A 25,450-nucleotide genomic window follows, 5' to 3' on the forward strand; every position below is an offset into this window, starting at 1 on the left:
CGCGGCGGGAGGCGCAGGATGCGGGTAGAATTGCCCGCTTTCCCGCCACCCGAATGGATTAAGCGCCATGACCGGGACGCCAGACGTCTTTCCGCCCGCCACGCCGGGCGGCACCCCGCTCGTTGCCCTGCCCTCCGCTCCGCGCACGCCGGAGCAGATCAAGGGCAAGCTGTACATCAAGACCCACGGTTGCCAGATGAACGAGTACGACTCGGCCAAGATGGCCGACGTGCTCGCCGCCAGCGACGGCCTGGTGCTGACCGACACCCCGGAGGATGCCGACGTCATCCTGGTCAACACCTGTTCCATCCGCGAGAAGGCGCAGGAGAAGGTGTTCAGCCAGCTCGGCGTCTGGAAGGGGCTGAAGAACCAGGGCCGCGAGGTCATCATCGGCGTCGGTGGCTGTGTCGCTTCGCAGGAGGGCGAGGCCATCATCAAGCGCGCGCCGTTCGTGGACCTGGTGTTCGGCCCGCAGACCCTGCACCGGTTGCCGGAGCTGATCCGAGCGCGTCGCGAGCAGAAGCGACCGCAGGTGGACATCAGCTTCCCGGAAATCGAGAAGTTCGACCGCCTGCCGGAACCGCGCGCTGAAGGCGCGTCGGCGTTCGTGTCGATCATGGAAGGCTGCTCGAAGTACTGCTCGTTCTGCGTGGTGCCCTACACCCGCGGCACCGAAGTCAGCCGTCCATTCGAGGACGTGGTGGTGGAAGTGGCACAGCTGGCCGCGCAGGGCGTACGCGAGATCAACCTGCTCGGCCAGAACGTCAACGCCTACCGTGGCCCGTATGGCGATGGCGAGTTCGCCGATCTGGGCCTGTTGATCCGCACCATCGCCGAGATCGATGGCGTCGGCCGCATCCGCTTCACCACCTCACACCCGCTGGAGTTCAGCGACTCGCTGGTGGACGCGTTCCGCGATGTGCCGCAGCTGGCCAACTTCCTGCATCTGCCGGTGCAGGCCGGCAGCGACCGCGTCCTGTCGGCGATGAAGCGCGGCTACACCGCGCTGGAGTTCAAGTCGAAGATCCGCAAGCTGCGCGCGGTGCGCCCGGACATCTCGATCAGTTCGGACTTCATCGTCGGCTTCCCTGGCGAGACCGAGGCGGACTTCGAGAAGACCATGAAGCTGATCGAGGACATCGGCTTCGACCACAGCTTCTCCTTCATCTATTCGCGACGCCCGGGCACTCCGGCCGCCGACCTGGAAGACACGCTCAGCGATGCCGAGAAGCATGCGCGGCTGTCGCGCCTGCAGGAACGAATCAACGCGCACGCCGCCGGCATTTCCGCGAAGATGGTCGGCACCGTGCAGACGGTGCTGGTGGAAGGTCCTTCGCGCAAGAACCCGAACGAGCTGACCGGCAAGACCGAGAACATGCGCTCGGTGAACTTCCCGGCACCGGCACGCCTGATCGGTCAGTTCGTGGATGTGGTGATCACCGAGGCATTGACCAATTCGCTGCGCGGGCGGGTGGTGACGGAAGGCTGATCGCCGGAGTGGGGGAAGCCATGTACGGCTTGCCCCCCCACGCAGCAGTCGTGGTGATTTTCTCACCACGCCACGCATACCCTCTGTGCAGAAGGCTCTGCGTCACCTATCCACAGGTTGATTGCGCGTCGTTCCACAGTGATTGTGGAAAAGCGGTGGGTCTCAGGGGCGAGCCCGCCGGGCCTCGTTGCTGGCCGCAACCTTCGCTTAGCGGGTCTGCTCTGAGCCTCAGAAGGACGCACCGCGCTACTCGCTCAGGAATCCCAGCTTCGTCGTCCCGAATCCGTACCGGGTCTCCATCAGCTTCTTCACCGGTCCCATGCCCTCTATGATCATCCTGCCGTCCGGCGTCCCGCAGCGTGTGCCCACCTGCGTCCTGCCGTACTGCAGTTCGGCTTCACGACTGCGCTTGGGACGGGGATCGGGCTCCCACCAGGGGAAATGGGCATACGGCTTGTTGGTCGAGACTTCATGGCGCCAGCACACGAACGAGAGCGTCTCGTTGCCTGCTGCGTCATAGTCGTAGACGCGGTAGGAACTGTAGCCGCTGGTCAGCGGCGTGAGCTTCAACACAGCCTTCTCTGCGTATGCGCGCAGGTTCTCGGTGTAGCCACCACTACCGGGAACCGGGCCGAACAGGATCACCCGCGTGAGCCTGCCGTTTGCGTCGTAGTTTTCCTGGCGATTCAGATCCAGCGTGCGCCACTGGCGTTCGTGGGGCTGCTTGGCACCGGGCCCGAATACCTCGAAGATCCGTCGATGCGAGCGATGGCGATATTCCCGGACGCGGGTGTAGTCGGTGATACCCTCGAACAGCCCCTTGGCGATTTCTGGTGGCACACGCTCGCCAGGGAACCTGTACTTCAGCTTATCAGTGGGCTCTTGCCTGCGTTGCGCAAAGACAGCCGTGGCGTCCGACGGCGCCATGGAGAAGGAAGCACTTTCAACGCCACGAAGCCCGCGCTTTTCACTGCCATGGAAGCGAATACCCACGACCCGCTTCAACTCAGCATCGTCGACATTGATGAAGCCACTCACAGTCCATGCACCATCGGTTGCCTCGGTTCCAAAGCCGGTGTCCTCGCGATTGGGATTCTCACCCGGCTTACGCGTGGCTTCCTTGACTACGTCGGAAGCTCGCGATCCATCCGGTCGATAAGTGAAGTATCGAGTTGAAGTGCGGGATGGCATATCGCGGAGCTGCGCACACTGAAAATCTGGCTTATCCGAGACAATCAACCCAGAGCTCTCATTCGCTACTTCTATGCGACCATCACCATCATAGAGCGCACAGAAGGTTGTCGCCCTATGCCCTTCCGCGTCAGTTGCATGAATCGACGTCAGTTGACCTGACCCGTCGTAATCAAGCTCCTGCGTCTTGTAAAGCTCGAAATATGGATACACATGCCTGACTGCAGGGTGCAGGCTTTCAGGAGCCTGTGCGTCAATCAATTGGGACTCTCGCCTCTTCCATTGCTCGGCGCGACATATCCGCTGCCCTTGAACGCCTCTTTCCAAGTAGTAGACCGAACCACCACTCGAGTTGAATGGCTTATTATGCAGGTCACTGACCTGGGGGCTAATATCAATTCGCACAAAGGGGGCAGTCGCGTTCACACGATCAAGACTGGCGGCTACTGCAGACCCTCCACCAAACTCCCTCGGCGAGAACTTGAGCACTACTTCATTGCCGTAGATCGGCGCATTCTTCTCGTTTGACGAATCACAATAGGCAGGCGCAGTCTGTACGGCACACAGGCCACCAAGAACGAAGAATCCCCTCAACAGTTGATAACCACTCATACCTGCTCTCCTTGTTCCCCGGGGACCTCCCGACTGGAGTAAGCCAGTTCAGTTGACCTGTCCCTCTGACCAGGCGCGGCTGCAATGATCTCTTTCGGCATCGCGGCAGCAGGGTCATCCATGCCGCTGCCCCAGAGCAGCGGCATGGTGACCCAGAAGCCCTGAATGCCCTTGCGCTCTTCATTGCCTCTCAGCATCCTTGTCGCCCTTTCTGCATCGTGCCGACCCACGGCACCGGTCACGTAGTTGCTTACAACGCTTGGCTCCAGCATGAACTCTGGTTGCAGGTCCGCCGGCTGCGCGTACAGGATGCGTTTGACGTGTCCTTTGTCACTCAGGCCTGCGGCAGGGAATCCATGAAGCACGGCGTCGTAGCGAGGGAACGAGTCGCGGGGCACATTGGTGAAGACTCGCTGATAAGCGACGGAATTTGAATCGGCAAGATCTCTGATGCTTCTCCACGTCTCGGCACTTGCTGGCCTGTCCACCGTCAAGGTTGGCACGTTCTTGTTGAACCACGGGTAGTAGCCCTCGGTCAACTCGGAGAACACGAAGTGCTGATTCTCCTTCTCCGGCAGCTTTTGAATCTCCTGCCCCAGAAACTTCCTCCACAACTTCAACCGCAGCTCCCGCGCAAATGTTCGGGTTATTACCTGCACGCCGTTGCCCAGATCCATCCGCTTCGCCTCACCATCAACAATCACCGCGGCGATCTCGGTATCGCCCGTCCCCAGCAGGCTGCGGTCATTACAGTTCGCGCTGCCGATGATCGCCACCGCGTCATCAACGATCAGCAGCTTGGAATGTACATAGCACTGCTCGGTCACCACATACAGGGAGGGGCCATGCTCGGAGCCGATCGTGTGCGGCGGCAGATGATCGCTTCTGCGCGTTTCGGCCAGCACGCCGTAGCTGCGCAGATTCATCACCGACAGGTATTCCTTCCAGCGCCCGGCCTTGACCTCGGCCTGCAGGTCAGCCTCCTCCACGCTGGCCTCGCGGATGTCCTTGTCGCGTGCGATCAATGATCGGCAGATGCGCCGAATCAGGCTGTCGTCACCACGCAGCAGGGTCTGCTGCACCCAGTACTGCTGCTTCACGACGGCACCGTCCGCCAGGCTGCCCTCCGGGTGCACCGGCAGGGTGATGTACACATGGAAGCCCTGCCGGGCCAGGATCGCGCGGCGGATGCGCGCGGCCAGGGCGGCCACCAGCGGGTTGCTGGCCGCCGACTTCACTCCCTGCCTGCGTTCCACCACATCCTGCACGATGCCGGCCCTGCCTACCGGGCCGCTCATCCCCACGCCGCGCCCCACGTGACCAAGCTTCGCCTTTTCGGCATCCGTCGCATCCCGCCGCTCCCCGCCCTTCACTGCGGTTTCCACCACGCTGCCCGGATCCGCGTCGGACCAGCCGCAATCGGAAATGAGGAACTGCGTTTCCAGATAGATGTAGGCACTGGCCGATGCGATGCAGTTGACCATTGCGTCGAGAATGGAGTGCATCGGCTGCTCACGCTCCCAGTACGGCTGCAGGCAGCTGGCGTCGTCCAGGTTCAGGCCGAGTTCCCTGCACCCCTTCTTCTCCAGCGCATGCAGGGCGGTGCCCGAGGAACGCACGATCTGCACGCTGACCTTGCCCGCGGTGCCCGGCACCGTCAGGTCACCGAACACCGCCTGCATGCCCCCCATGGACTGCAGCCACTGATCGCTCAATGGCGTCAGTTCCATGCCACGCGCCAGGGTGGTCTGCTCGGGCAGCGCTGTGTCGAGCCATTCATTGGTCTTGCGAAGACCCGTGTTCAGCCCCTTGCGCAGCAGCGAGCCGACGGTCCGGTCACCGCGCTGGTTCTGCCAGACCATGGCATTCCAGCGATGCATGAAGTTGCTGCAGATATCGAATACGGCCGGGCCCGCGATCTGCGCGTGCACGTCCTGCCAGGGCATGCGAGGCTGGCGGCCACTGTCGAGCAGCCGCTGGGTGCGATCAACCGGCGTATTGATCCACTGCACCAGCGATTCCCAGTCTTTCTTCGCCTTGTCGATCTTTGCTTCTATTTCGCTGAGTCGGCCTTCGATGTCCGCGCGCAGGCTGCGCGGATCGAGCAGGTAGCCCGCCGCTTTCTCTGCAGTCTGGAAGGGCCGCAGCGCTGCCGCCCGGATGTCGTTCTTCTGCTGGTCGAGCCAGCTGCCGAACTTCTTCGCCTGGATGGCGCTGAAGCCTGCCACTGCACGCCCTGCTGCGGCTGCCGCCTCGACCGGATTCAGTTTAATGGCTTCGTCGGCGGCACGGTTCGACGCGGCAATGACATCTGCATATTCCTTGCCGATCTCCTCCAGTGTCGTCTGGATGGCCAGGAACGTGCGTGCGACGGTGCGCTTGACCGCCATCCCCTCTTCCATGCCGGGGATGATCCACTCGGCGATCTTCCTGAGGCCTTCGCGCTCAAGCGCGTCGGGTACGCCAAGCTTGTCTGCATAGTCCTGAAGTTCGGCCAATGCGGCACCGGCATCCCACTGCGCCTTCATCTGGTCCAGTGCGATGGCCATGCCGGGCACATACGCCTGTGCGAAGCCGGGACGGACGCGGCCTGCCGCATCCGGGCTGGTATCGGGCTTGTCCAGCGTGAGCTCCGTCTCATCATCCGTCATGCTCCGATACTTGCTCAGGCAGTTGTTGTAATGGTCATTGATCACGTGCAGCGTCGGGTCGCAGACCACGTCGAAGTTGCCGTCGTCCCAACGGCCATGGGCGACGTCGAGTCCTCCGACGAAGCCGATGCGTCCGTCTACCACCAGGATCTTCTGGTGGTGCGAGAAGGCGATGTTGAAGGCATCGGTGCGGCCGGTTGCCGGGTTGTGCAGGCCCACCTGCACCTGCCCGGGCGTCTTGTCATCCTGCATCTTGTACAGCGCCGTGCGCACCTCGTTCTCGTGGGTGTAGGCGGCCGCCTCCACGCTGTCGTAGAGCAGTACCCGCACATCCACGCCGCGCTGGTTGATAGCGTCGAACAGCAGCTCGCTCAGCCGCGCGGAGTGCGCGTCACCGCGCGCGTCCATCTCGGTATCGAAGTTCATCTGCCAGTCGGCGATGAAGATGAATTTCTGCGCGCCGCGGATGGCATCGGCCATCGCCTTCATGGCCGAGCGCCCGTCGGTGAACGCGTCGACGCGGTTCCCGTGCCGCACCGGCGCGAACTGACGGTCCGGTGGTGCGTAGTAGTCGCCGCTGGTCGTGCCTTTCTGGCCATCCCTGCAGATGAGGGAGGCGCGCTCGACCCTGCCCCATGCGTTGGCGTCTGCCATGATCAGATTTCCTTGCGCCGGGCCGGGCTGGCGTCGATGTGGGACTGGAACTCGTACTCGGCGCGCTGCCGGTAGGCATGCAGTGCGGCATCGTCAGGCAGGTCGGCCAGACTCTTGCCATAGTTGATCGCCTCCAGCGTGTCCAGGGTTGCCCGCACCCCCGGGGAGCCGCTGTATGGCCGGGGCCGCTGCAGCGGGATCACGTCGATTCCGTGTACCAGGAACAGGCAGCCGGGATGGCGGCCTGCGTCACTCCAGATCCTCGCGCACAGCGCATCGTCCAGGCTGACATCGCCCTGTGCGTCGGCCTCACCTTCGGCCAGGGTCTCGGCCCAGCGTTCCGGCAGCAGGGCGCTGTCACGCTGCTCATCGTCCAGGGCGCGGTGCGTGCGCACGATCCTCCAGGGCTGCCCGCCCAGCGGCACACCCTGTGGGCCCGGGATGTCCTGCAGCCTGAAGGCAAGCTTCGGAACCTGCCCGTCCAGCGCGCTGGACGGCATGTCCGGCAGGGGACGGGTCAGCTGCGCCGGGCCGACGAAGGTGCGCTGCCCGGCCTGCACGGTCACCGTGCCGGGGCAGACCAGCACCAGGTTGCCATCTTCCAGCGCAATGCTGGCGCCACCGGCGGTGGCGATGTGCAGGGTGCGCGGTGCGGCAAGCTCCACAGCCCCTTGCCCGCTCGCTGCACGCACGGTGCTGCGCGCCTGCAGGTGGATCGTTTCGGACTGGGCCCGGATGTCCAGTACCTCCTGCCCAGCGACGATGGTCAATGCCGCATCACCGGCAAAGCTGCGGCCACTGGCCGCCAGCATGCCCACCGCCTGCGCCGCGTGCAGGCGCGCACCGCCGGCCACGTTGGCATCGGTGTGCCCGCCACTGGACAGTGCCACATTCCGGGCACCGCCCCAGTGCAGTGCCTGCCCGGCCACCATCATCAGACCGGCCTGCCCATGCAGGCCCAGCGTTGGCTGGCCGGTATGCGGAACATCGCCGGGCGCGGGGCGGCCCTCGTCATCGGCGCTGGCCTGCGCATAGGAAAGTCCGTTCACACTGGCCCGCGCAACCCGTTGCAGACCTGCCACGCCGGTGCTGTCCTCCCGTACTGCGTGGCTGTCCAAGCCAGCCGTGTCGTGCATCGTAGCCGCGCCATGGCTGGACGCGGCCAGGAGGGCGGCCTGCTGCAGCAGCGCGCCGGCCGCAGCCACTTCGCCTGCGGGTGACAGCGCAGCGTGGCCACGCGCGGTCAACCAGACGCCCCGTTCGGCACGCAGCGCGCCCCACGCGTCAGTGCGCAGTTCCGCGCCTTCTCCGCGCAGGGAACCACGATGGTTGTCAGCCATGTGCAGCAGATGACCAAGATTCAGCTCGCTGCTGGCGTGGCTGCTGGCCAGCTGCACGCGCAGCTGTGCGTCGGAATCATCGAAGGCCAGCCGGTTGTAACCCGTTCCGGACCATTCCCGTGACTGGATGCCCCATACCGCCCCGGCATGCCGGTGCTGATCCTGCCCCGGTGCCATCGCGTGCCAGACAGGCGCATGGCCGCCGGCCGCATTGCCCTGTGCGCTCGGGCGGGAGTCGGTGGCATGCCCGAACAGGCCGCCGCTTTCGTCTGCGGCCGCTGCTCCGGCCGGGGTGCGCGCAACGCCCGCCTCGCCACGACCGTTGTACAGCGCGCCCAGCACCAAGGGCTGATCGATGTTCCCGTCCAGAAAGCCGATCACCACCTCCTGGCCGACACGCGGCAGGAACTGTGCACCGACGCCCGGTCCAGCGTAGCGCTGCGCGACCCGCAGCCAACAGGTCGTACCGGCATCTGTGGCGTCCTGAAGATGCAGACGTACCCGTACCCGGCCCAGGTGATCGGCGTACAGAGCGGCATCATCACGGCCATCGCCAGCGATGACCGTAGCGGTCTGATGGCCTGGCGCGAGCGGCCGCGGGTGGATGCGTTCGCCGGTGCCATCGGCCAGCACGGGCCGCCACGGTCGATTCCGATCGACGGCGCGGAAGCGATTGGCATAACCCAGGGGCGCGTTTGCCTCCAGCGCCACGCCGGGCATGGCTGAACCGGCCTCAAGCCAGCGGGCCGGTGCCGCAGCGCGTGGTTGCTCCGCCCCCTGCGTGATCGGCGGCGGATTGCACCCGTAATGCAGTAGTTCGGTCGGCAGCAGGGTCGGCGTCGAACCAGCGCCCGCGGCCAGAACGCGGATGAAGCGACCGACCTGCAGGCTGCGTACGCTGCCTGCCGCCAGCCAGCCTGCACTGCCGGCCTCGTGCGCTTCAGCTGCTCGCCGCGCGCGACGATACCCCTCATCGGCGCCAGCCAGGGCGTGGGTGCCCACCGGCTCATAGACCTCGCGCGGGCTGTGCCCGGCGTCCTGCAGTGGCATCTGCACATGTCGGACGGTGGCCGCAGGGCCATCGTCGGTGACAAGCGAGAGCCGGCTGCTGCCCAGCCGACGCCACCTGCCCAGCTGCTGCAGGGCATCTGCGCGCTCGGTGGCGTCGTCACGGTGGAAACGGATACCGCCGTCTCGGGCCGATTGTGGATTCTCAGGTTGCACGCTGCTGTCGGCGAACAGCACGAGCGTCAATCCGCCGCTGCTGTCGCTCTCGAACGTGCCCGCAATGCCTTCATCGGCCAACAGCCGCTGCACGAACTCAAGGTCCGGCTCCCGATACTGGATGCAGCAGTCGCGCACGGATGCGGCGGCCAGAGCGGCCAGGGCATCGTCGCTCCAGCGCCAGCGGGCCAGTCCGCTGTGCGTGCCGAACACGTCCTCGACGATGTCCCGGACGGTCCGCTGCTGATGGACACGGCTGCGCCGCGCATGCCGCAGGAACCACGTCCATGGCACGAGATGCAGCCGATAGCGCGCCAGACCGCCGTCTGCGCCAAGGAGGTGAGCGGCGGCGATGTAGCCGCAGCGATGGTGGTCCTGGCCATCATCGAGGCAGGTGACCAGCGCGGCGCTCAGTCCCGGCCAGTCTGCGCATGACAGGCCCGCATCCGGGTGCACGGCATCTACCCAGTAATCGAAACCGTTGACCAGGCTTTCGTGGCCCCACCACTGTTCGACGAACAAGGGAGGCAGGCCCTCAGCCTGCAGCCGATGCAGTTGCCCGTTCGACCCGAGCCCCGCCAGCGGCGCGTGCGCAGCTGCCGTATGTGAAACATCCATGACCTCTCCCTGGCCGGGCGCTCCGCCCCGACGCTCAATGCCTGTGAACCTTCCCGTGGCCACCGCTGCTTCCGGTTTCCGTTCCCCACCCGGTCGTGACGCTTTTTTCACCACCGGCGCAGGAAGCTTGTGGCACAAGCATCGCGAACGTCTATCCACAGGTTCCCGCAGGTCCGATCCACACCCCGTGTGGAAAACCGCGTAGCAACCCCCGTACTGGCCGTGTGCGCCCCCGCGCGCTACCCTTGTTTCCCCTTGAAGACACTGTGGTGGAAGGCTTCCGCCCCACCTCCAGCAATGAAAAACATCGAGCATCGAGACTTCACCCTGTCGCCGGAAGACAACGCGCGCCTGGCCAACCTGTGCGGCCCGTTCGACGGCCATTTGCGACAGATCGAACTGAAACTCGGCGTGGAGATCGCCAATCGCGGCTTCGTGTTCCGCATCAGTGGACCGAAGGAAGCCAGCGTGGAAGCGCAGAAGCTGATCGAGGCCCTGTACGCCGAAGCCGGCGAGACCACCTTCGACAACCACGCCATCCACCTGCGCCTGGCCCAGGCCAACGTGGAGCAGATCGCCGAACGCTCGTACGAAGCACAGGACGTGGCGATCCGGGTCAAGCGTGGCACCGTGCGCGGTCGCGGCGCCAACCAGGGCCGCTACCTGCACCAGATCGCCACCCATGACATCAACTTCGGCATCGGCCCGGCCGGTACCGGCAAGACCTTCCTGGCCGTGGCCAGCGCGGTGGAAGCGCTGAACGAGTCGCGCGTGCAGCGCCTGATCCTGGTGCGGCCTGCGGTCGAGGCCGGCGAGAAGCTCGGCTTCCTGCCCGGCGACCTGACCCAGAAGGTCGACCCCTACCTGCGGCCGCTGTACGACGCCCTGTACGAAATGATGGGCGTGGAGAAGGTGGTCAAGCTGCTGGAGAAGAACGTCATCGAGATCGCACCGCTGGCGTACATGCGTGGCCGCACGCTCAACGACGCGTTCGTGATCCTGGACGAGGCGCAGAACACCACCATCGAGCAGATGAAGATGTTCCTGACCCGGCTGGGCTTCGGCTCCACCGCCGTGGTCACCGGCGACCTGACCCAGACCGACCTGCCCAAGCACCTGAAATCGGGCCTGCGCGATGCCATCGACGTGCTGCGCGATGTCGAGGGCGTGAGCTTCACCTTCTTCGAATCGCGCGACGTCGTCCGCCATCCGCTGGTGGCCCGCATCGTCAGTGCCTACGACCGCCGCGACCTGCATCAGATCCAACCCGGAGCGACATCATGACCCGTGGTCCCGTACGGCTGGACGTCGCCGTCAGTTACGCCCTGCCCCGCGCCGGACTGCCGGCCGCGGTGAGCTTCCGCAGGTGGGTTGCCGCGGCCCTGAAGGGGCGGATCCGCGAAGCCGACCTGGCGATCCGCGTGGTCGATGCCAAGGAGGGGCAGTCGCTGAACCGCCACTACCGCGGCAAGGACTACGCCACCAATGTGCTCAGCTTCCCGGCCGAAGTGCCCGAAGGCCTGCCCAAGGGCGTGAAGTTCCCGCTGCTGGGCGACCTGGTGATCTGTGCCCCGGTGGTCGAGCGCGAGGCCGGTGAGCAGGGCAAGGCGCTCAACGCCCACTATGCGCACCTCACCGTGCACGGCGTGCTGCACCTGCTCGGCTGGGATCACGAAGACGACAAGGAAGCCGAGGCGATGGAGCAGCTGGAACGCGAGATCCTGGCCGAGCTCGGCATCGCCGACCCTTACGCCGGCGAGCGCTGAGCCCGCCGCCCCCCTGACCGGAAGGCAGCCGAGCCCAGGCTCGGCGCCACCACGGAGTGCCGCTGTGTTCCTGCCCCTGCTGCTTGCCACCTCTGCGTCCGCCGCTCCGCTGGACCTGCCGGCACTGATCGAATGCCGCCAGGACGTGGCCGCCCATGCCGCGCTGGCACCGCTGCTGGCCGACCCGCTGAAAGCGGTCGCCAGCGGCCTGCAACCCCTGCCGCAGGGCAACCGGTTCCTGAGCGAGTACCGTCTGGCGCAGCCCATCACGGTGTTCGGCACCCGCACGGACCGGGTCGCGATGGCCGGTGCCAGCATCATGGCCATCCTCGATGAGGCCGACCCCCGGCCACTGGCCAGGCGGCTCGGGCTGGAGACCGGATACGACCAGGACGGCAAGTTCATGGCGGGGCGCGAACTGGTCAGCCGTGACGTGACCGACCCGACCACCGGCGAGGCCCAGATCGAGTCGATCATCCTCAGTGTCTCAACGGTGGCCTCCCACCCGGGCCGGACGCTGGCCGGCTGCACCTACAGCCTGGACCTGCCCGAAGCACCGGCGTCCCGGCCTGAACTGGCGCCGCCCCCGATCACCGGCCCCGGCAGCGGGGGGCGCTGACAGGCCGCTACATCCTGCTAGACTGGCGCCAACGCCCGGCATGCCGGGTGCCCTTTTTCCAGAGATGTCTGAAGACGACAGTAGTAGCTCCCTGCAGGAGCACAGTGAAAAGAAGCGCGGCTGGCTGGAACGCCTGACGTCCGCGTTCTCCGGCGAACCCCATACCCGCGACGAGCTGGTCGCTGTCCTGCACACCGCGCAGGAAGAAGGTCTGATCGCCGCCGATACCCTGAAGATGATGGAAGGCGCCATTTCGGTGGCCGAGCTGACCGTGGGCGACGTGATGATCTCGCGTTCGCAGATGGTCTCGCTGCCGGTCGAAGCGCCCTTCCTGGAACTGATGAAGCAGGTGGTCGAATCCGGCCATTCGCGCTTCCCGGTGCATGGCGAGAACAAGGACGACATCCTCGGCATCCTGCTGGCCAAGGACCTGCTGCGCGGCGTCGTTGCCGACCACGGCCCGGCCAACGTACGCGAACTGCTGCGCCCGGCGGTGCTGATTCCTGAAGCGAAGAAGCTCAACGTGCTGCTGAAGGAGTTCCGCCTGTCGCGCAACCACATGGCCATCGTGGTCGACGAGTACGGCGGCGTCGCCGGCCTGGTCACCATCGAGGACGTGCTGGAACAGATCGTCGGCGACATCGATGACGAGCACGACGAAGCCGAGGACCCGTCGGCACAGATCGCGATCCAGGCCGACGGCCAGTACGTGGTCGATGCCCTGACCCCGATCGGGGATTTCAACGAGCGCTTCGGTGCCACGTTCTCCGACGAGGACTACGACACCATCGGCGGCCTGGTCACGGAAGCGGTCGGTCACCTTCCGGAGATCGGAGACGAGCTGGCGCTGGACCGCTTCATGTTCCGTGTCGCGCGTGCCGATGCGCGCCGGGTACAGGCCTTCCACGTGACGGTGCTGCCACCGGACGCGCAGGACGACGCTTGAAGCGGCGCGGGCTGATCCTCACCCTGTGGCTGGCACTGTGCATGCTGGCCACGGCCGTGCCTGCCATCGCCTTCGCGCAGGCGACGGCTACAGTCGCCGGAACCCCGGCGCCGCGCATCGGCGTGGTGACGATGCAGCCCGGCACGGTGTTCTTCGAGCGTTTCGGTCATGACGCCATCGTGGTGCTCGATCCGGCCAGTGGTGAAGCAACGTCGTACAATTTCGGCTACTTCGATCCGTCCGAGGATGACTTCATCGGTCGTTTCGTGCGTGGCGACATGATGTATTACCTGGTGGCGCTGCCCCTTCAGCAGGACCTGTCGTACTACGACGAGACCGGCCGCGGAGCGAGCGTGCAGTGGCTGGATCTGCGCCCGGACCAGGCGCGCGCATTGGCCGCCGACCTGGCCGAGCGGGCCAGGCCGGAGAACGCGCGCTACCACTACGACTACTACACCGCCAACTGCGCGACGATGGTGCGCGACACGCTGGACAAGGCGCTGGGTGGTGGACTGCATGCTCAGCTGTCCGGACGCTCGCGCGGTAATACCTACCGCAGCGAATCGGTCCGCCTGGCCTCGCCCGCGCCGTGGATGTGGCTGGGCTTCGACGTGGGCCTGGGCCCGTTCGCCGATCAGCCGCTGTCACGCTGGCAGGAAGCGTTCGTGCCGATGCGCCTGGCCGATGCCCTGCGCCAGGCGCGCAACAGCGACGGTCGTCCGCTGGTGCAGTCCGAGCAGGAACTGCTGCCGCACCGCATCGATCCGGAGCCCAAGGAATTCCCGCGCCGCTGGTGGCCGTGGCTGCTGTGCGGCCTGGCCATCGCTGCCGGCGTGCTGGCGTTGCGCAACCGGCCGCGCCTGCTGGCCGGACTGGGACTGCCGTTGTGGCTGCTGTGTGCCGTCGCAGGTGGCCTGCTGGTGTTCCTCTGGGGCTTCAGCACCCATTACGCCGCCTGGGCCAACCGCAACCTGCTGCTGCTTTCGCCGTTGTGCGTGCTGCTGCTGCCGGGCGCGGTCCGGCTGCTGCGCCGTCGCCCGCCGGGCCGCATGTTCACGGTCGTGCTGTGGCTGGTGGCACTGCAGGCCCTGGCCGCGCTGGTCCTGCACTGGCTGAGCCTGCAGGCACAGTACAACGTGCAATGGATCGTGCTGCTGCTGCCGATCCATGCTGCCCTGGCCTGGGTGCTGGGGCGCGATCGTCACTTGTCGGATACGCGGCACTGACGCACGATGGCGGGCATGTCACTGCCCGCCTCCGCTGCCGCACCTGCTTCGGCCAATCCCGCCTGCGTCATCAACTGCGTCCACTACGATGAGCAGGGCGTCCGCCATGACATCAGCCTGGACGCCATCAGCGACGTCATCGCCAGCGGCAACGGCTTCGTCTGGGTCGGCCTGTTCGACCCCAATGAAGACGTGCTGCTGAAGCTGCAGGAGGAGTTCTGCCTGCACGACCTGGCGATCGAGGACGCGCGGAATGCGCACCAGCGGCCGAAAGTGGAAGCCTACGGCAACTCGCTGTTCGTGGTGATGACCACCGCGCAGATGGTCGATGAGCGCATCCAGTACGGTGAAACCCACGCCTTCCTCGGGCCGCGTTTCCTGGTGACCGTGCGCCACGGCGCTTCGCTGTCGTATGCGCCAGTACGTGCCCGGGTGGAACGCGAGCCGCAGCTGCTGAAGATGGGTCCGTCGTATTGCCTGTATGCCGTCACCGACTTCGTGGTCGACAACTACCTGCCGATCACCAACCGCTTCCGCGACACGCTGGAGCTGCTGGAGAAGGACATCTTCGCCGAGAGCTACAAGCGCAGCACCGTGGTGCGCCTGTACGAGCTCAAGCGCGAGTTGAACAAGATGCGGATGGCCGTGGCCCCCTTGCAGGACGTGCTGGCGCAGCTGCGCCGCTACCAGGGCGAATTGATTCCGGACGAAGTGAAGCTCTACGTGCGCGACGTGCATGACCATGCGGTGCGCATCAGCGACGTGATCGATACCCTGCGCGAGATGCTGGGTACCGCACTGAGCGTGAACCTCTCGCTGGTGACGCTGGCGCAGGGCGAAACCGTAAAGCGGCTGGGTGCGTGGGCGGCCCTGCTGGCGGCGCCGACACTGATCACGAGCTGGTACGGCATGAACTTCAGTCACATGCCGGAGTTGAGCCAGCCATGGGCGTACCCGCTGATGATCGTCGGCGTGGGCGGTGTCTGCGTGGGCCTGTACCGGTTGTTCAAGCGCGCGCGGTGGTTGTAGAGCCGAGCCCAGGTTCGGGCTCGGCTGCTTCTTTACCGTGGCACACGGAATGCATCATCAGGCCACGTAGACAGTCTTGATGTTCATGAACTCATGGATGCCATGGTCCGCCAGTTCGCGGCCGAAGCCTGACTGTTTGCTGCCGCCGAACGGCAGCCGCGCGTCACTCTTGACGATGGCATTGACGAAGGCCGCACCGCATTCCATGCGCTGGGCGAAGGACTCGCCACGCACCGGGTCTCCGGTCCAGACACTGCCGCCCAGCCCGAAGCGGGTGTCGTTGGCCACGCGCAGCGCTTCCTCTTCATCCTTGACCCGGATCACCGCAGCCACCGGCCCAAACAGTTCCTCGTCGTAGGCGGGCATGCCCGGCCCGACCTGGTCCAGCACGGTGGCCGGATAGCCGGCATGCGTGCCCGCAATCGGCTCGCCGCCCAGCAGCACCCGCGCCCCCTTGGCCACACTCGCCTGCACCTGCTTGTGCAGCTCGTCGCGCAGGTCCGCGCGGGCCATCGGTGCCAGCGTGGTCTCGCGCTCGCTGGGGTCGCCATACCGGCGCTGACCAGCGGCCTCGACGAAGCGGCGGGTGAATTCATCGGCCACGCGCTCCACCACGATGAAGCGCTTGGCAGCGATACAGGTCTGCCCACTGTTGTCGAAGCGTGACTTCACTGCGGCCGCCACGGTCTTGTCGAGGTCGGCATCGTCCAGCACCACGAAGGCGTCACTGCCCCCCAGCTCCATCACCGACTTCTTCAGCTGGCTGCCCGCATTGGACGCGATCGAACGCCCGGCGCGTTCGCTGCCGGTCAGCGTCACCGCCTTCACCCGCGCATCGCGCAGCACCTCGGCTGCCTGGTCGTTGTCGATGTGCAGAACGTCGAACACACCGGCCGGCAGGCCACCGTCGCGGCACACCGCCAGGATCAGGTCCGCACACTGGGGCACGTTGCTGGCGTGCTTGAGCAGCGCCACGTTGCCGGCCATGAAGGCAGGCGCAAGGAAGCGGAACACCTGCCAGACCGGGAAGTTCCATGGCATCACCGCGAACACGCAGCCGATCGGCTCGTAGCGCACGTAGCTGCGCTGTGCCTCGGTATCGATCAGCTGGGGCTTGAGGTAGTCGGCGGCGTGATCGGCGTAGTACTCGCAGGCCGCCGCGCATTTGTCGACCTCGGCCAATGCCTCGGCCTTCAGCTTGCCCATCTCGTGCGTCATCGCCTGCTGCAGCTCGTCACGCCGCGTGCGCAGCTGCGCGGCGATCCCTCGCAGGACGGCACCCCGCTCCTGCAGCGAACGTGCGGCCCAGCCCGGGAATGCGTCGGCAGCGGCCTGCAGGCGCTGCTCGACGTCGGCAGCGCCCATCAGTTCATGGCGGTAGGTCACCTGGCCGGTGGTGGGATCGATGATCTCGACAGTCATGGGGGATCTCCTTCAGGCAGATCCCCAGTGTGCGCCCTTGCCCGTGAGCCGCGCGTTGCCGGATCAGCCGTTGTCCTGCCGGGCCAGCTGCAGGTCGCGCTGGCGCCGCTTCTCGGCGCGCGCGTTGATGTACCAGCCGATCACCGCCGCGATCGACACCGCCGATACCAGCAGCGTGGCCAGCGCATTGATCTTCGGGCTGATGCCCATGCGGACCGAAGCGAAGACCTTCATCGGCAGTGTTGTCGAGCCCGGCGTGGCGACGAAGCTGGCCACCACCACGTCATCCAGCGACAGCGTGAAGGCCAGCAGCCAGCCCGCTACCAGTGCTGGGGCGATGATCGGCAGCGTGATGCGGGTGAACACGGTCAGCCGGCTGGCCCCCAGGTCCATCGCCGCTTCTTCCAGCGACAGATCCATTTCCTGCAGGCGCGAAGACACCACCACGGTGACGAAGCACAGAGTGAAGGTGACGTGGGCGATCCAGATGGTCGCCAGTCCACGCGCCGGGAAGCCCGGAATGGCCCCCATCGAGGCCAGCAGCGCCATCAGCGAGAAACCCAGGATCACGTCCGGCATCACCAGCGGCGCGGTGACCAGCGCGCCGAACAGCGGCTTGCCGCGGAAACGCTTGAATCGGGTCATCACCATGGCCGCCAGCGTACCGAGCACCGTGGCGGTGCAGGCGGTCCAGAACGCCACCACCAGGCTGGTCCACATCGCGTCCATCAGTGCACGGTCGGCGAACAGATCGCTGTAGGCGCGGGTGGAGAAGCCCGCCCACACCATCGCCAGCCGCGAACTGTTGAACGAATAGAACATCAACAGCAGGATCGGCAGGTACAGGAAGGCGAAGCCGAGCAGCAGCACGCCCAGACCCAGGCCCTTGGCGGTACGCGGGCTCATGCCTGCTTCCCTTCCAGCAGGCGCTGCTGGGAACGGTTGAACAGCAGGATCGGCACCAGCAGCAGCAGGATCATCGCCACCGCCATCGCCGAGGCGCCCGGCCAGTTGCGGTTGTTGAAGAACTCGTTCCACAGCTGCCGGCCAACCATCAACGTCTCCGATCCGCCGAGCATCTCAGGGATGACGAACTCGCCGACCGCCGGAATCATCACCAGCATGCAGCCGGCGATGATGCCGGCCCTGGACAGCGGCAGGGTGATGCGCAGGAAGGCCTGCCACGGCTTCGCACCGAGATCGTAGGCCGCCTCCAGCAGGCGGTGGTCATGCTTGACCAGGTTGGCGTACAGCGGCAGCACCATGAATGGCAGATAGCAGTAGACGATACCGATATAGGCCGCGGTCGGCGTATCGATCAGCTGCAGCCTGGGCAGCCCCATGCCGGTCATCAGCGTCTGCAGACCGGTGAACTGCAGGAACTGGTCGAGCAGGCCGTTGCGGTCCAGGATCGCCTTCCACGCGTACACGCGGATCAGGAACGAGGTCCACGACGGCAACACCACCAGCATCATCGCCACGTTGCGCGCCGCCGGCGACAGCCGGGCGATGGCATAGGCCATCGGGTAGCCGATCAGCAGGGTCAGGAAGGTGGAGATCGCTGCGATCTTGATGGAACTCAGGAACGCCTGGGCGTAGATCGAATCGCGGAACAGCGCCAGATAGTTCTCGAGGTTGAGCTTGAGCGAGAACCCGCCGTCCACGTACTGCAGCAGCCAGGTGTACGGCGGCGAGCCGACACGGCTGTGCGAGAAGCTGATCATCAATACGATCAGGAAGGGCACTGCGAAGAACAGCAGCAGCCACAGATACGGGACACCGATCACCGTGGCGCGCAGTCCCGGCAGCCAGCGCTTCAGCCCGGCGACACTCATGAGGTCAGCACCACGCCGTCATTGTCGCGCCAGTGCACCCACACGCTGTCACCCCAGGTCAGGCCATCGCTGGCCCAGCGCTGCGAATTGGCGAAGTTGGCCAGCACCTTGGCTCCACTGGGAAGGCGCACGTGGTAGACCGAGTGACTGCCGAAGTAGGCGATGTCCTCGATCACACCCTGTGCCTTGTTGGTGTGCCCTTCCGGCTCGTCCTTGCCGATCATCACCTTTTCCGGGCGCAGCGCGAATGCGACCGGCTGCCCTTCATATCCAGTGATGCCATGGGCGATGTAGATCGGCGCCGGGAACAGCGGCGATCGTACGGTCACATACTCCGGCAGGTCCTCGTCGATCACGCCGTCGAACAGGTTCACCGAGCCGATGAACTCGGCGACGAACCGGTTGGCCGGCTGCTCGTACACTTCGTCCGGCTTGCCGACCTGCTGGATCCAGCCCGCATCCATCACCGCGATGCGGGTGGCCATGGTCATCGCTTCTTCCTGGTCGTGGGTGACCATCACGCAGGTCACGCCCGACGATTCGATGATGCTGACCAGTTCCAGCTGCATCTGCGAGCGCAGCTTCTTGTCCAGTGCACCCATCGGCTCATCCAGCAGCAGCAGCTTGGGGCCCTTGGCCAACGAGCGTGCCAGCGCCACGCGCTGCTGCTGTCCGCCGGACAGCTGATGCGGCTTGCGCTTGCCGAGGTGGCCCATCTGCACCAGCTCCAGCATTTCGCCGACGCGCCTGCCGATCGCATCCTTGCCCAGCCCGTCCTGCTTGAGGCCGAACGCGATGTTCTGCTCGACCGTCATGTGCGGGAACAGGGCGTAGGACTGGAACATCATGTTGACCGGCCGCTGATAGGGCGGCAAGGCGTCCAGACGCTGCCCATCAAGGGTGATACTGCCCTTGGTGGGTGTCTCGAAGCCGCCCAGGCAGCGCAGCAGGGTGGATTTGCCGCTGCCGGAGCCGCCCAGCAGGGCAAAGATCTCGCCCTTGCGCACATCCAGATTGACGTCGTCGACGGCGACGAAGCCGTCGAATTCCTTGCGCAGGTCGCGAATGGAGAGATAGCCGGGCGCACTCACCGTATCAACGGCGGCGGCTTCCGGCTGGGCTTCAACGGGCATGGGGGCTCCGGGAGCGGGCGGTGGACAGCGGGCGCCATTCTACCGGCCAGGGGGCGATGACGGTATGACGGGGTATGGCGAGCGGCCGTTGCCCGCCGGGCATGGCCCGGCGCTACCCGCATGGCCTGGCTCCGGTAGCGCCGGGCCATGCCCGGCGGAGAGGATCAGCGAACAGCCACCGGCGGTGCCTCCTGCCAGCCCAGCCCCAGGCTCTTCTGCAGCGCCACGTACCGCACCAGCAACTGCAGCCGCGCCTGGGCGGCGGCATCCTGCGCCTGCAGCCGCTGGCGCTGTACGTCCAGCAGATCGATCTGCGAGGTGGCACCCGCCTGTCGACGCTGGCTCATCAACGCCAGCGAACGGTCCGCCGAAGCCTCGGCGCGGACACTGGCCTGCAGTTGCTGCCGGGCCGCACCGAAGCGCGCCAACGCGGTATTGGCATCCTGCAGTGCAGCCAGCACCGTGCCCTCGTAGGCCGCCAACCGGGCCTCATTGCCGGCCCGGGCCTGGGCCACACGGGCCTTGTTCACGCCGAAGTCGAACAGCGACCAGCGCAGGAACGGGGCGACGATGGTGGCGGCTGAATCCCGCCCCAGGTCGGAAACCGAGGTGGCGCCCGCGCCGATGCTGCCCAGCAGGGTCACCTGCGGAAAATACGCCGAGATCGCCTGGCCGATCTGCGCCGAGGATGCCGCCAGCTCGCGCTCAGCCTTGCGCACATCCGGCCGGCGCTGGATCAACGCGCCCGCATCGTCCACCGGCACGTTGGCCGGCAGCACCGGCAACGGCTGGTCTGCCGCCAACCGCGCATCCAGCGCCCCCGGCTCGCGGCCTACCATCAGGGCCAGCACATCTCGGGCTTCGTCGGCCTGTGCCTGTAGCGGCGGCAGCGCAGCCTGCTGCTGTTGCAGCTGGGCCTGCGCGCGCTCCACCTGCAGGTCCGAATCGGCACCGCGTTGGCGGCGCTGACGGGTCAGCTGCAGGCTTTCATCGGCGGCTCGGAGGTTGTGCTCGGCCAGGGCGATACGCTCGCGGCTGCTGCGGTAGCCGAGGTAGACCTGGGTCAGTTCCGCGGCAAGCTGCACCTGCGCATCGGCCAGTGCTGCGGCGTTGGCCTCGGCTTCGGCGGCGGCCTGCTCGGCCGCGCGGCGTCGGCGGCCGAACAGGTCCAGTTCCCAACTGGCGTCGAAGCCGGCCACGTACAGCTCGGTGTCCAGATCGATATCGGCGAACTGCTGGCGCAGCTGCGCCGCCTCCTGCGGACGGCCGTTGGCCTCGGCCACCCCGGCGATGTTCTCGCCCAGACCGCGCACGCTGTTTTCCAGCGAATCCGGTGCCTTGATGTTGGCGTAGCCCGCCGCCGCGCCCACGCTGGGCAGCTGCTCGGCGCGGCGCTGGCGCTGCAGCGCGCGCGAGGCCAGCAGCTTGGCCTGGGCTGCGCGCAGGTTGGGGCTGTTGCGCAGCGCCTCGTCCACCAGCTGGTCCAGCAGCGGATCGTTGAGCGCGCGCCACCACTGGCTGGGCGGGCTGGCAGGCTGCACGCCGGCCTGCGCCGCGCGTGGGAGCTGCGCCTGCGCGGTAGCGACCGTGGCCACGTCCGGTTTCACGTAATCCGGCCCCACCATGCAGCCCGCCAGCAGCAGCGGCAGGGTGGCCGGGCACAGCCGGCGCAGAAGGGGGGAAACGGGCAAGGTCGTCGAAGTCATCAGTGCATCGCCAATGGAACGCCCTTGGGCAGGGGCTTGAGCAGGAAGACCAGCGGCAGGGTGGCCACCACGATCAGGCCGAAGATCCAGAACAGGTCGTTGTAGGCCATCACCATCGCCTGCATCTGCACCGTCTGCGCCAGCACGGCCATCGCCTGGGTCGCGTCGCCCAGCTGCTGGCCGTAGGCATGCAGCGCGTCCTGGGCGATGGTCGAGTTTGCAGTAACGCTGCTGCCGATCGCATCGATGTGCAGGGTGGTGCGGCGTTCCTGGAAAGTGGAAATGATGGCCAGCCCGATCGAGCCGCCGAGATTGCGCGCGGCGTTGAACAGGCCGGACGCATCGCTGGTGTACTCGCGCGGCACCGAGGTGATGGCCGCCTGGTTCAACGCCATCATCGCCAGCGCCAGCCCACAGCCCTGCAGCAGCTGGCCTATGACGAAGTGCGGGCCGATGCTGTCCGGAGTCAGCCCCAGATTGACGAAGCAGGCAGCGGCGAAGCACAGCATGCCGCCGAACACCATGATGCGTACGTCGACCGTTTCCAGCATCTTCGGCATCAACGGCATCAGCAGGATGGTCGGCAGGCCGGCCAGCAGCAGCACATAGCCGGCCTGCTCGGTGTTGTACCCGGCGATGATCGCCAGGAACTGCGGGATCATGTACATGACCCCGAACAGGATCATGCCCACCGCCATCACCATCACGAACACCGCGCCGAAACTGCGCTGGAACAGGATGTTGAGGCGGATGACCGGCGCCTTGCTGGTGAACTGCGAAAGCGCGAGCAGCGCGAAGCCCAGCACCGAGACGATGCTGAGAACCACGATCATCGTCGATTCGAACCAGCGCTCGCGCTGGCCGTCTTCCAGCACCACGGTAAGCGCGGACAGGCCGGCGGTCATGCCGACGATGCCCAGCCAGTCCGCGCGCAGCAGCCCACCCCAATCAGACGTTTCATGCGGAAGGCCGAGCAGCAGCAGGGCAACCAGGCCGGCGCAGATCGGCACGTTGATGAAGAACGCGTAGTGCCAGCTGACGTTCTCGGTCAACCAGCCGCCCAGCAAGGGGCCGATCACCGGGCCCAGGATGACGGTCATGCCGAACAGCGCCGTACCCAGCGGCTGCTGCTTCGGCGGCAGCCGCGTGCCGACGATGGTCAGCGCGGTCGGGATCAGCGCACCACCGGCAAAACCCTGCCCTACCCGTCCGGCGATCATCATCGGCAAGGATTCGGCCAGGCCGCACATCACCGAGAACGCAGTGAACAGCGTGGCGCAGATCAGCAGGAAAGTGCGCAGGCCCAGCGTGCGCACGAACCAGCCGGTCAGCGGAATCATCACGATTTCCGAGACAAGGAAGGCTGTGGAGATCCAGGTGCCTTCGGTGCCGCTGGCGCCCACTTCGCCCTGGATGGTGGGCAACGCGGCGTTGACGATGGAGATGTCCAGCGTAGCCATGAACGAACCGATGGTGCCGGCCGCCACGGCCAGCCAGGCCGCGGCATCCGCCTTGCCTCCGTCGGCAGGTGCTGCGTGGGCACGGGTGGCGTTCATCGCGCCGGCGCGGCCATGGCCTCGGCCTCGTCCTTGGTGCGCTCGCGCGCATCCTTTGCATTGCGGGTATCGACGGTCACTTCCACCGACATGCCCGGCACCAGCACCTTGCGCGCTTCGGCACCTGCGTCCACCCGGATGCGCACCGGCACGCGCTGCACGACCTTGGTGAAGTTGCCGGTGGCGTTCTGTGGCGGCAGCAGCGCGAACTGCGAGCCGGTACCCGGCGAAATGCTCTCCACCGTGCCGCGCAATGGGGTGCCTGGCAACGCATCGACCTTGATTTCGGCCGCCTGGCCGGCGCGCATAAGCCCCACCTGGGTTTCCTTGAAGTTAGCGACGAGGTACAGCGAAGCAACCGGCACGATGGTCATGGTGCGGGTACCGGCAGCAACAAACTGGCCGACCTGCACGGTCTTGTTGCCGACACGGCCATCGATGCGCGCGCGCAGCTCGGTGTCCTCAAACGCCACTCTGGCCTGCGCAGCGTCGGCCTGCGCCTGCTTCAGTCCGGCCTGGGCCTGCTCGAGCTGGGCCTGGCTGGCTTCGATCTGGCTCTGCGCGCCCTGGATCTGTGCCTTGGCCGCATCGTACTGGGCCTGGGCGCGCTCGACATCGTGGCGCAGGCTTTCAACGTGTTCATGGGTGTCGGCACCACTGGCCGCCAGCGGGGTGAAGCGCGCCAGCTCTGACCGGCCGAAACGCAGCGAGGCGGCGGCCGCGGTGAGCTGGGTGCGTGCCTGCAGCAGGCTGGACTGCTGGCCCTGCACCCCAGCGGCAGCAGCGGCGATGTCGGCTTCGCGCACGGCGATCACGGCCTCGGCCTGGTCCAGCGTGGCACGGTAGGTGCGCGGGTCGATGCGCAGCAGCGGTTCGCCAGCCTTGACCCACTGGTTGTCCTGCACCAGCACTTCGGTGACGTAACCGTTGATGCGCGGAGCGACCGCGACAGCGTCGGCCTGCAGATAGGCGTTGTTGGTGTCCTGCAGGTAGCGGCCGACCAGCAGGTGGTAGATCAGCCAGGCGACCAGGGCGATGACCACGACGACGCCGATGATGGCCAGCGTCCAGCGGACCTTGGGGTTCTTCAGCGGCGAAGGCTTGTCCTCGGTGGAAGGCGTTTCGTCAGGGGCGGCGTCGGCGCGCTGGGGCTGTTCGGTCATTGTCTGAAGGCGGTGGTCGGTGCCATACGGGACGGTAGGGGAAGCGATGCGGAGGCAAGGTGAAAAAAAAACGGAGGCCATTGGCCTCCGTTTCCTGTGCGCTGACGTCTGCCCGCACCCGCCGGGCATGGCCCGGCGCCACCGTCATCTCACCTGCCGGTCTTCACCTCGGTCCACAGACGGGTGTACAGCTTGTCCGTCTCCGGGGTGTTGATCGAATAGGTGAACATCTTCGCGGCCACATCGGCCGGCGGGTAGATGGTCGGGTCGGTACGGATCGCCTCGTCCACCAGCGGGGTCGCGGTCGGCACCGGGTTGGCGTAGTGGATGAAGTTGGTATTGGCCGCAGCGACCTTCGGCTCCAGCAGGTAATTGATGAACTTGTAAGCGGCTTCCGGATGCTTGGCGTCCTTCGGGATCGCCAACATGTCGAACCACTGCGGTGCGCCTTCCTTCGGAATCGAATAGGCGACATGCACGCCGTTGCTGGCCTCCTCGGCGCGGTCGCGGGCCTGGATGATGTCACCCGACCAGCCGACCACCAGGCAGGTGCCGCCGTTGGCCAGCGAACCGACGTACTGCGAGGAGTGGAAGTTCTGCACGTACGGGCGGATCGACTTCAACAGGTCGGCCGCCTTCTGCAGCTCGGCCGGATCGCCGCTGTGCGGGTCCAGGCCCAGATAGTGCAGTGCGATCGGGATCATGTCGGCCGGCGTGTCCAGGATGGTCACGCCGCAGTCCTTCATCTTGCTGATGTTCTCCGGCTTGAACACCAGGTCCCAGCTGTTGGCGATGTCGGCGCTGCCGCCGAAACGCTCCTTCAGCATGTCCACGTTGTAGCCGATGCCGGTGGTGCCGATCATGTACGGCACGCCGTAGCGGTTGTCCGGATCCTGGGTGGCGATGCGCTTCATCACCGCCGGGTCCAGATTGGCCAGGTTCGGGATCTTGCTCTTGTCCAGCGGCAGGAACACGCCCGCCTGGATCTGCCGGCCGAAGAAGTTCAGCGTCGGCACCACCACGTCGTAGCCGCTGTTGCCGGCCAGCAGCTTGGTCTCGACCATCTCATCGCTGTCGAACACGTCGTAGGTCACCTTGATCCCGGTTTCCTTCTCGAAGGTCGGGATGGTGTCCTCGGCAATGTAATCGCTGTAGTTGTAGACGTTCAGGACCTGGCTGTCCTGACTGCCACCGTTGCCACCGCCACAGGCGGCGAGCATGGCGGAGGCCAGGCCGAGCGTGAGGATACGCAGCTTCATCGGGTGCTCCA

At 66.0% G+C, this 25,450-nt stretch carries 18 protein-coding genes; 7 read left to right on the top strand and 11 right to left on the bottom strand.

Annotated features, from left to right (window positions below; all coding sequences use genetic code 11):
* Nucleotides 1-67 precede the first annotated feature (67 nt).
* Nucleotides 68-1,489 (top strand): tRNA (N6-isopentenyl adenosine(37)-C2)-methylthiotransferase MiaB, encoded by a 1,422-nt coding sequence (gene miaB, locus AC5P76_RS05525; RefSeq protein WP_065176220.1) that lies wholly within the window; start codon nucleotides 68-70, stop codon nucleotides 1,487-1,489.
* A 246-nt stretch (nucleotides 1,490-1,735) separates the two neighbouring features.
* Here the strand turns inward: miaB and AC5P76_RS05530 are convergent, their stop codons facing one another.
* The 3 genes from AC5P76_RS05530 to AC5P76_RS05540 are packed head-to-tail and all read right to left on the bottom strand — an operon-like array spanning nucleotide 1,736 to nucleotide 9,779.
* On the bottom strand, nucleotides 1,736-3,292 hold the full coding sequence (locus tag AC5P76_RS05530; protein ID WP_495222687.1) for a hypothetical protein: 1,557 nt from the start codon (nucleotides 3,290-3,292) through the stop codon (nucleotides 1,736-1,738).
* Complete coding sequence (locus AC5P76_RS05535) at nucleotides 3,289-6,597, bottom strand: phospholipase D-like domain-containing protein (protein WP_495222688.1); 3,309 nt, start codon at nucleotides 6,595-6,597, stop codon at nucleotides 3,289-3,291. The genes AC5P76_RS05530 and AC5P76_RS05535 overlap by 4 nt, the downstream gene beginning before the upstream one ends.
* 2 nt (nucleotides 6,598-6,599) lie before the next feature.
* Nucleotides 6,600-9,779: a type VI secretion system Vgr family protein gene (locus tag AC5P76_RS05540; protein ID WP_495222689.1), complete on the bottom strand. Its 3,180-nt coding sequence runs from the start codon at nucleotides 9,777-9,779 to the stop codon at nucleotides 6,600-6,602.
* A 297-nt stretch (nucleotides 9,780-10,076) separates the two neighbouring features.
* Between AC5P76_RS05540 and AC5P76_RS05545 the strand changes: the two genes are divergently transcribed.
* From AC5P76_RS05545 to AC5P76_RS05570, 6 genes are all read left to right on the top strand, one after another.
* Complete coding sequence (locus tag AC5P76_RS05545; RefSeq protein ID WP_053516587.1) at nucleotides 10,077-11,063, top strand: PhoH family protein; 987 nt, start codon at nucleotides 10,077-10,079, stop codon at nucleotides 11,061-11,063.
* Nucleotides 11,060-11,545, top strand: coding sequence for an rRNA maturation RNase YbeY (gene ybeY / locus AC5P76_RS05550; protein WP_053516586.1), 486 nt, complete (start codon nucleotides 11,060-11,062; stop codon nucleotides 11,543-11,545). The genes AC5P76_RS05545 and ybeY overlap by 4 nt, the downstream gene beginning before the upstream one ends.
* Nucleotides 11,546-11,609: 64 nt before the next feature.
* On the top strand, nucleotides 11,610-12,164 hold the full coding sequence (locus AC5P76_RS05555; RefSeq protein ID WP_053516584.1) for a hypothetical protein: 555 nt from the start codon (nucleotides 11,610-11,612) through the stop codon (nucleotides 12,162-12,164).
* 64 nt (nucleotides 12,165-12,228) lie between these two features.
* Nucleotides 12,229-13,110: a CorC family transporter gene (locus AC5P76_RS05560; protein WP_053516583.1), complete on the top strand. Its 882-nt coding sequence runs from the start codon at nucleotides 12,229-12,231 to the stop codon at nucleotides 13,108-13,110.
* Nucleotides 13,107-14,336 (top strand): lipoprotein N-acyltransferase Lnb domain-containing protein, encoded by a 1,230-nt coding sequence (locus AC5P76_RS05565; protein ID WP_065181220.1) that lies wholly within the window; start codon nucleotides 13,107-13,109, stop codon nucleotides 14,334-14,336. The genes AC5P76_RS05560 and AC5P76_RS05565 overlap by 4 nt, the downstream gene beginning before the upstream one ends.
* Nucleotides 14,337-14,342: 6 nt before the next feature.
* Nucleotides 14,343-15,365 (top strand): magnesium and cobalt transport protein CorA, encoded by a 1,023-nt coding sequence (locus tag AC5P76_RS05570; protein WP_053516581.1) that lies wholly within the window; start codon nucleotides 14,343-14,345, stop codon nucleotides 15,363-15,365.
* Nucleotides 15,366-15,422: 57 nt separating this feature from the next.
* On the opposite strand, the gene AC5P76_RS05575 is transcribed toward AC5P76_RS05570, so the two are convergent.
* The 8 genes from AC5P76_RS05575 to AC5P76_RS05610 form a co-directional block, all read right to left on the bottom strand.
* Complete coding sequence (locus AC5P76_RS05575) at nucleotides 15,423-16,787, bottom strand: NAD-dependent succinate-semialdehyde dehydrogenase (RefSeq protein ID WP_065176214.1); 1,365 nt, start codon at nucleotides 16,785-16,787, stop codon at nucleotides 15,423-15,425.
* Nucleotides 16,788-16,850: 63 nt separating this feature from the next.
* Complete coding sequence (locus tag AC5P76_RS05580) at nucleotides 16,851-17,693, bottom strand: ABC transporter permease subunit (RefSeq protein ID WP_005415928.1); 843 nt, start codon at nucleotides 17,691-17,693, stop codon at nucleotides 16,851-16,853.
* Nucleotides 17,690-18,622 carry an ABC transporter permease subunit gene (locus tag AC5P76_RS05585; protein ID WP_053516578.1) on the bottom strand — a complete coding sequence of 311 codons (933 nt, stop codon included), beginning with the start codon at nucleotides 18,620-18,622 and terminating at the stop codon, nucleotides 17,690-17,692. The genes AC5P76_RS05580 and AC5P76_RS05585 overlap by 4 nt, the downstream gene beginning before the upstream one ends.
* Nucleotides 18,619-19,755 carry an ABC transporter ATP-binding protein gene (locus AC5P76_RS05590; RefSeq protein ID WP_065176213.1) on the bottom strand — a complete coding sequence of 379 codons (1,137 nt, stop codon included), beginning with the start codon at nucleotides 19,753-19,755 and terminating at the stop codon, nucleotides 18,619-18,621. The genes AC5P76_RS05585 and AC5P76_RS05590 overlap by 4 nt, the downstream gene beginning before the upstream one ends.
* 164 nt (nucleotides 19,756-19,919) lie before the next feature.
* Entirely contained in the window at nucleotides 19,920-21,461 is a 1,542-nt protein-coding gene (locus tag AC5P76_RS05595; protein WP_346480022.1) for an efflux transporter outer membrane subunit, read from the bottom strand.
* The gene (locus AC5P76_RS05600; RefSeq protein ID WP_495222690.1) at nucleotides 21,461-23,017 is read right to left on the bottom strand and encodes a DHA2 family efflux MFS transporter permease subunit; all 1,557 of its coding nucleotides are present in this window, start codon (nucleotides 23,015-23,017) and stop codon (nucleotides 21,461-21,463) included. The genes AC5P76_RS05595 and AC5P76_RS05600 overlap by 1 nt, the downstream gene beginning before the upstream one ends.
* Nucleotides 23,014-24,180 (bottom strand): HlyD family secretion protein, encoded by a 1,167-nt coding sequence (locus AC5P76_RS05605; RefSeq protein ID WP_053516573.1) that lies wholly within the window; start codon nucleotides 24,178-24,180, stop codon nucleotides 23,014-23,016. The genes AC5P76_RS05600 and AC5P76_RS05605 overlap by 4 nt, the downstream gene beginning before the upstream one ends.
* A 149-nt stretch (nucleotides 24,181-24,329) precedes the next feature.
* Nucleotides 24,330-25,439: a polyamine ABC transporter substrate-binding protein gene (locus AC5P76_RS05610; RefSeq protein WP_053516571.1), complete on the bottom strand. Its 1,110-nt coding sequence runs from the start codon at nucleotides 25,437-25,439 to the stop codon at nucleotides 24,330-24,332.
* Nucleotides 25,440-25,450: the final 11 nt, after the last annotated feature.

The organism is Stenotrophomonas sp. YJH_SMC_36, assembly GCF_059369935.1.

What these genes read in the sequence shown, in the direction of transcription:
- miaB (WP_065176220.1), top strand. Translation starts at nt 68, where the DNA reads ATGACCGGGACGCCAGACGTCTTTCCGCCCGCCACGCCGGGCGGCACC.
- AC5P76_RS05530 (WP_495222687.1), bottom strand. Translation starts at nt 3,292, where the DNA reads ATGAGTGGTTATCAACTGTTGAGGGGATTCTTCGTTCTTGGTGGCCTG.
- AC5P76_RS05535 (WP_495222688.1), bottom strand. Translation starts at nt 6,597, where the DNA reads ATGGCAGACGCCAACGCATGGGGCAGGGTCGAGCGCGCCTCCCTCATC.
- AC5P76_RS05540 (WP_495222689.1), bottom strand. Translation starts at nt 9,779, where the DNA reads ATGGATGTTTCACATACGGCAGCTGCGCACGCGCCGCTGGCGGGGCTC.
- AC5P76_RS05545 (WP_053516587.1), top strand. Translation starts at nt 10,077, where the DNA reads ATGAAAAACATCGAGCATCGAGACTTCACCCTGTCGCCGGAAGACAAC.
- ybeY (WP_053516586.1), top strand. Translation starts at nt 11,060, where the DNA reads ATGACCCGTGGTCCCGTACGGCTGGACGTCGCCGTCAGTTACGCCCTG.
- AC5P76_RS05560 (WP_053516583.1), top strand. Translation starts at nt 12,229, where the DNA reads ATGTCTGAAGACGACAGTAGTAGCTCCCTGCAGGAGCACAGTGAAAAG.
- AC5P76_RS05570 (WP_053516581.1), top strand. Translation starts at nt 14,343, where the DNA reads ATGGCGGGCATGTCACTGCCCGCCTCCGCTGCCGCACCTGCTTCGGCC.
- AC5P76_RS05575 (WP_065176214.1), bottom strand. Translation starts at nt 16,787, where the DNA reads ATGACTGTCGAGATCATCGATCCCACCACCGGCCAGGTGACCTACCGC.
- AC5P76_RS05580 (WP_005415928.1), bottom strand. Translation starts at nt 17,693, where the DNA reads ATGAGCCCGCGTACCGCCAAGGGCCTGGGTCTGGGCGTGCTGCTGCTC.
- AC5P76_RS05585 (WP_053516578.1), bottom strand. Translation starts at nt 18,622, where the DNA reads ATGAGTGTCGCCGGGCTGAAGCGCTGGCTGCCGGGACTGCGCGCCACG.
- AC5P76_RS05590 (WP_065176213.1), bottom strand. Translation starts at nt 19,755, where the DNA reads ATGCCCGTTGAAGCCCAGCCGGAAGCCGCCGCCGTTGATACGGTGAGT.
- AC5P76_RS05595 (WP_346480022.1), bottom strand. Translation starts at nt 21,461, where the DNA reads ATGACTTCGACGACCTTGCCCGTTTCCCCCCTTCTGCGCCGGCTGTGC.
- AC5P76_RS05600 (WP_495222690.1), bottom strand. Translation starts at nt 23,017, where the DNA reads ATGAACGCCACCCGTGCCCACGCAGCACCTGCCGACGGAGGCAAGGCG.
- AC5P76_RS05605 (WP_053516573.1), bottom strand. Translation starts at nt 24,180, where the DNA reads ATGACCGAACAGCCCCAGCGCGCCGACGCCGCCCCTGACGAAACGCCT.
- AC5P76_RS05610 (WP_053516571.1), bottom strand. Translation starts at nt 25,439, where the DNA reads ATGAAGCTGCGTATCCTCACGCTCGGCCTGGCCTCCGCCATGCTCGCC.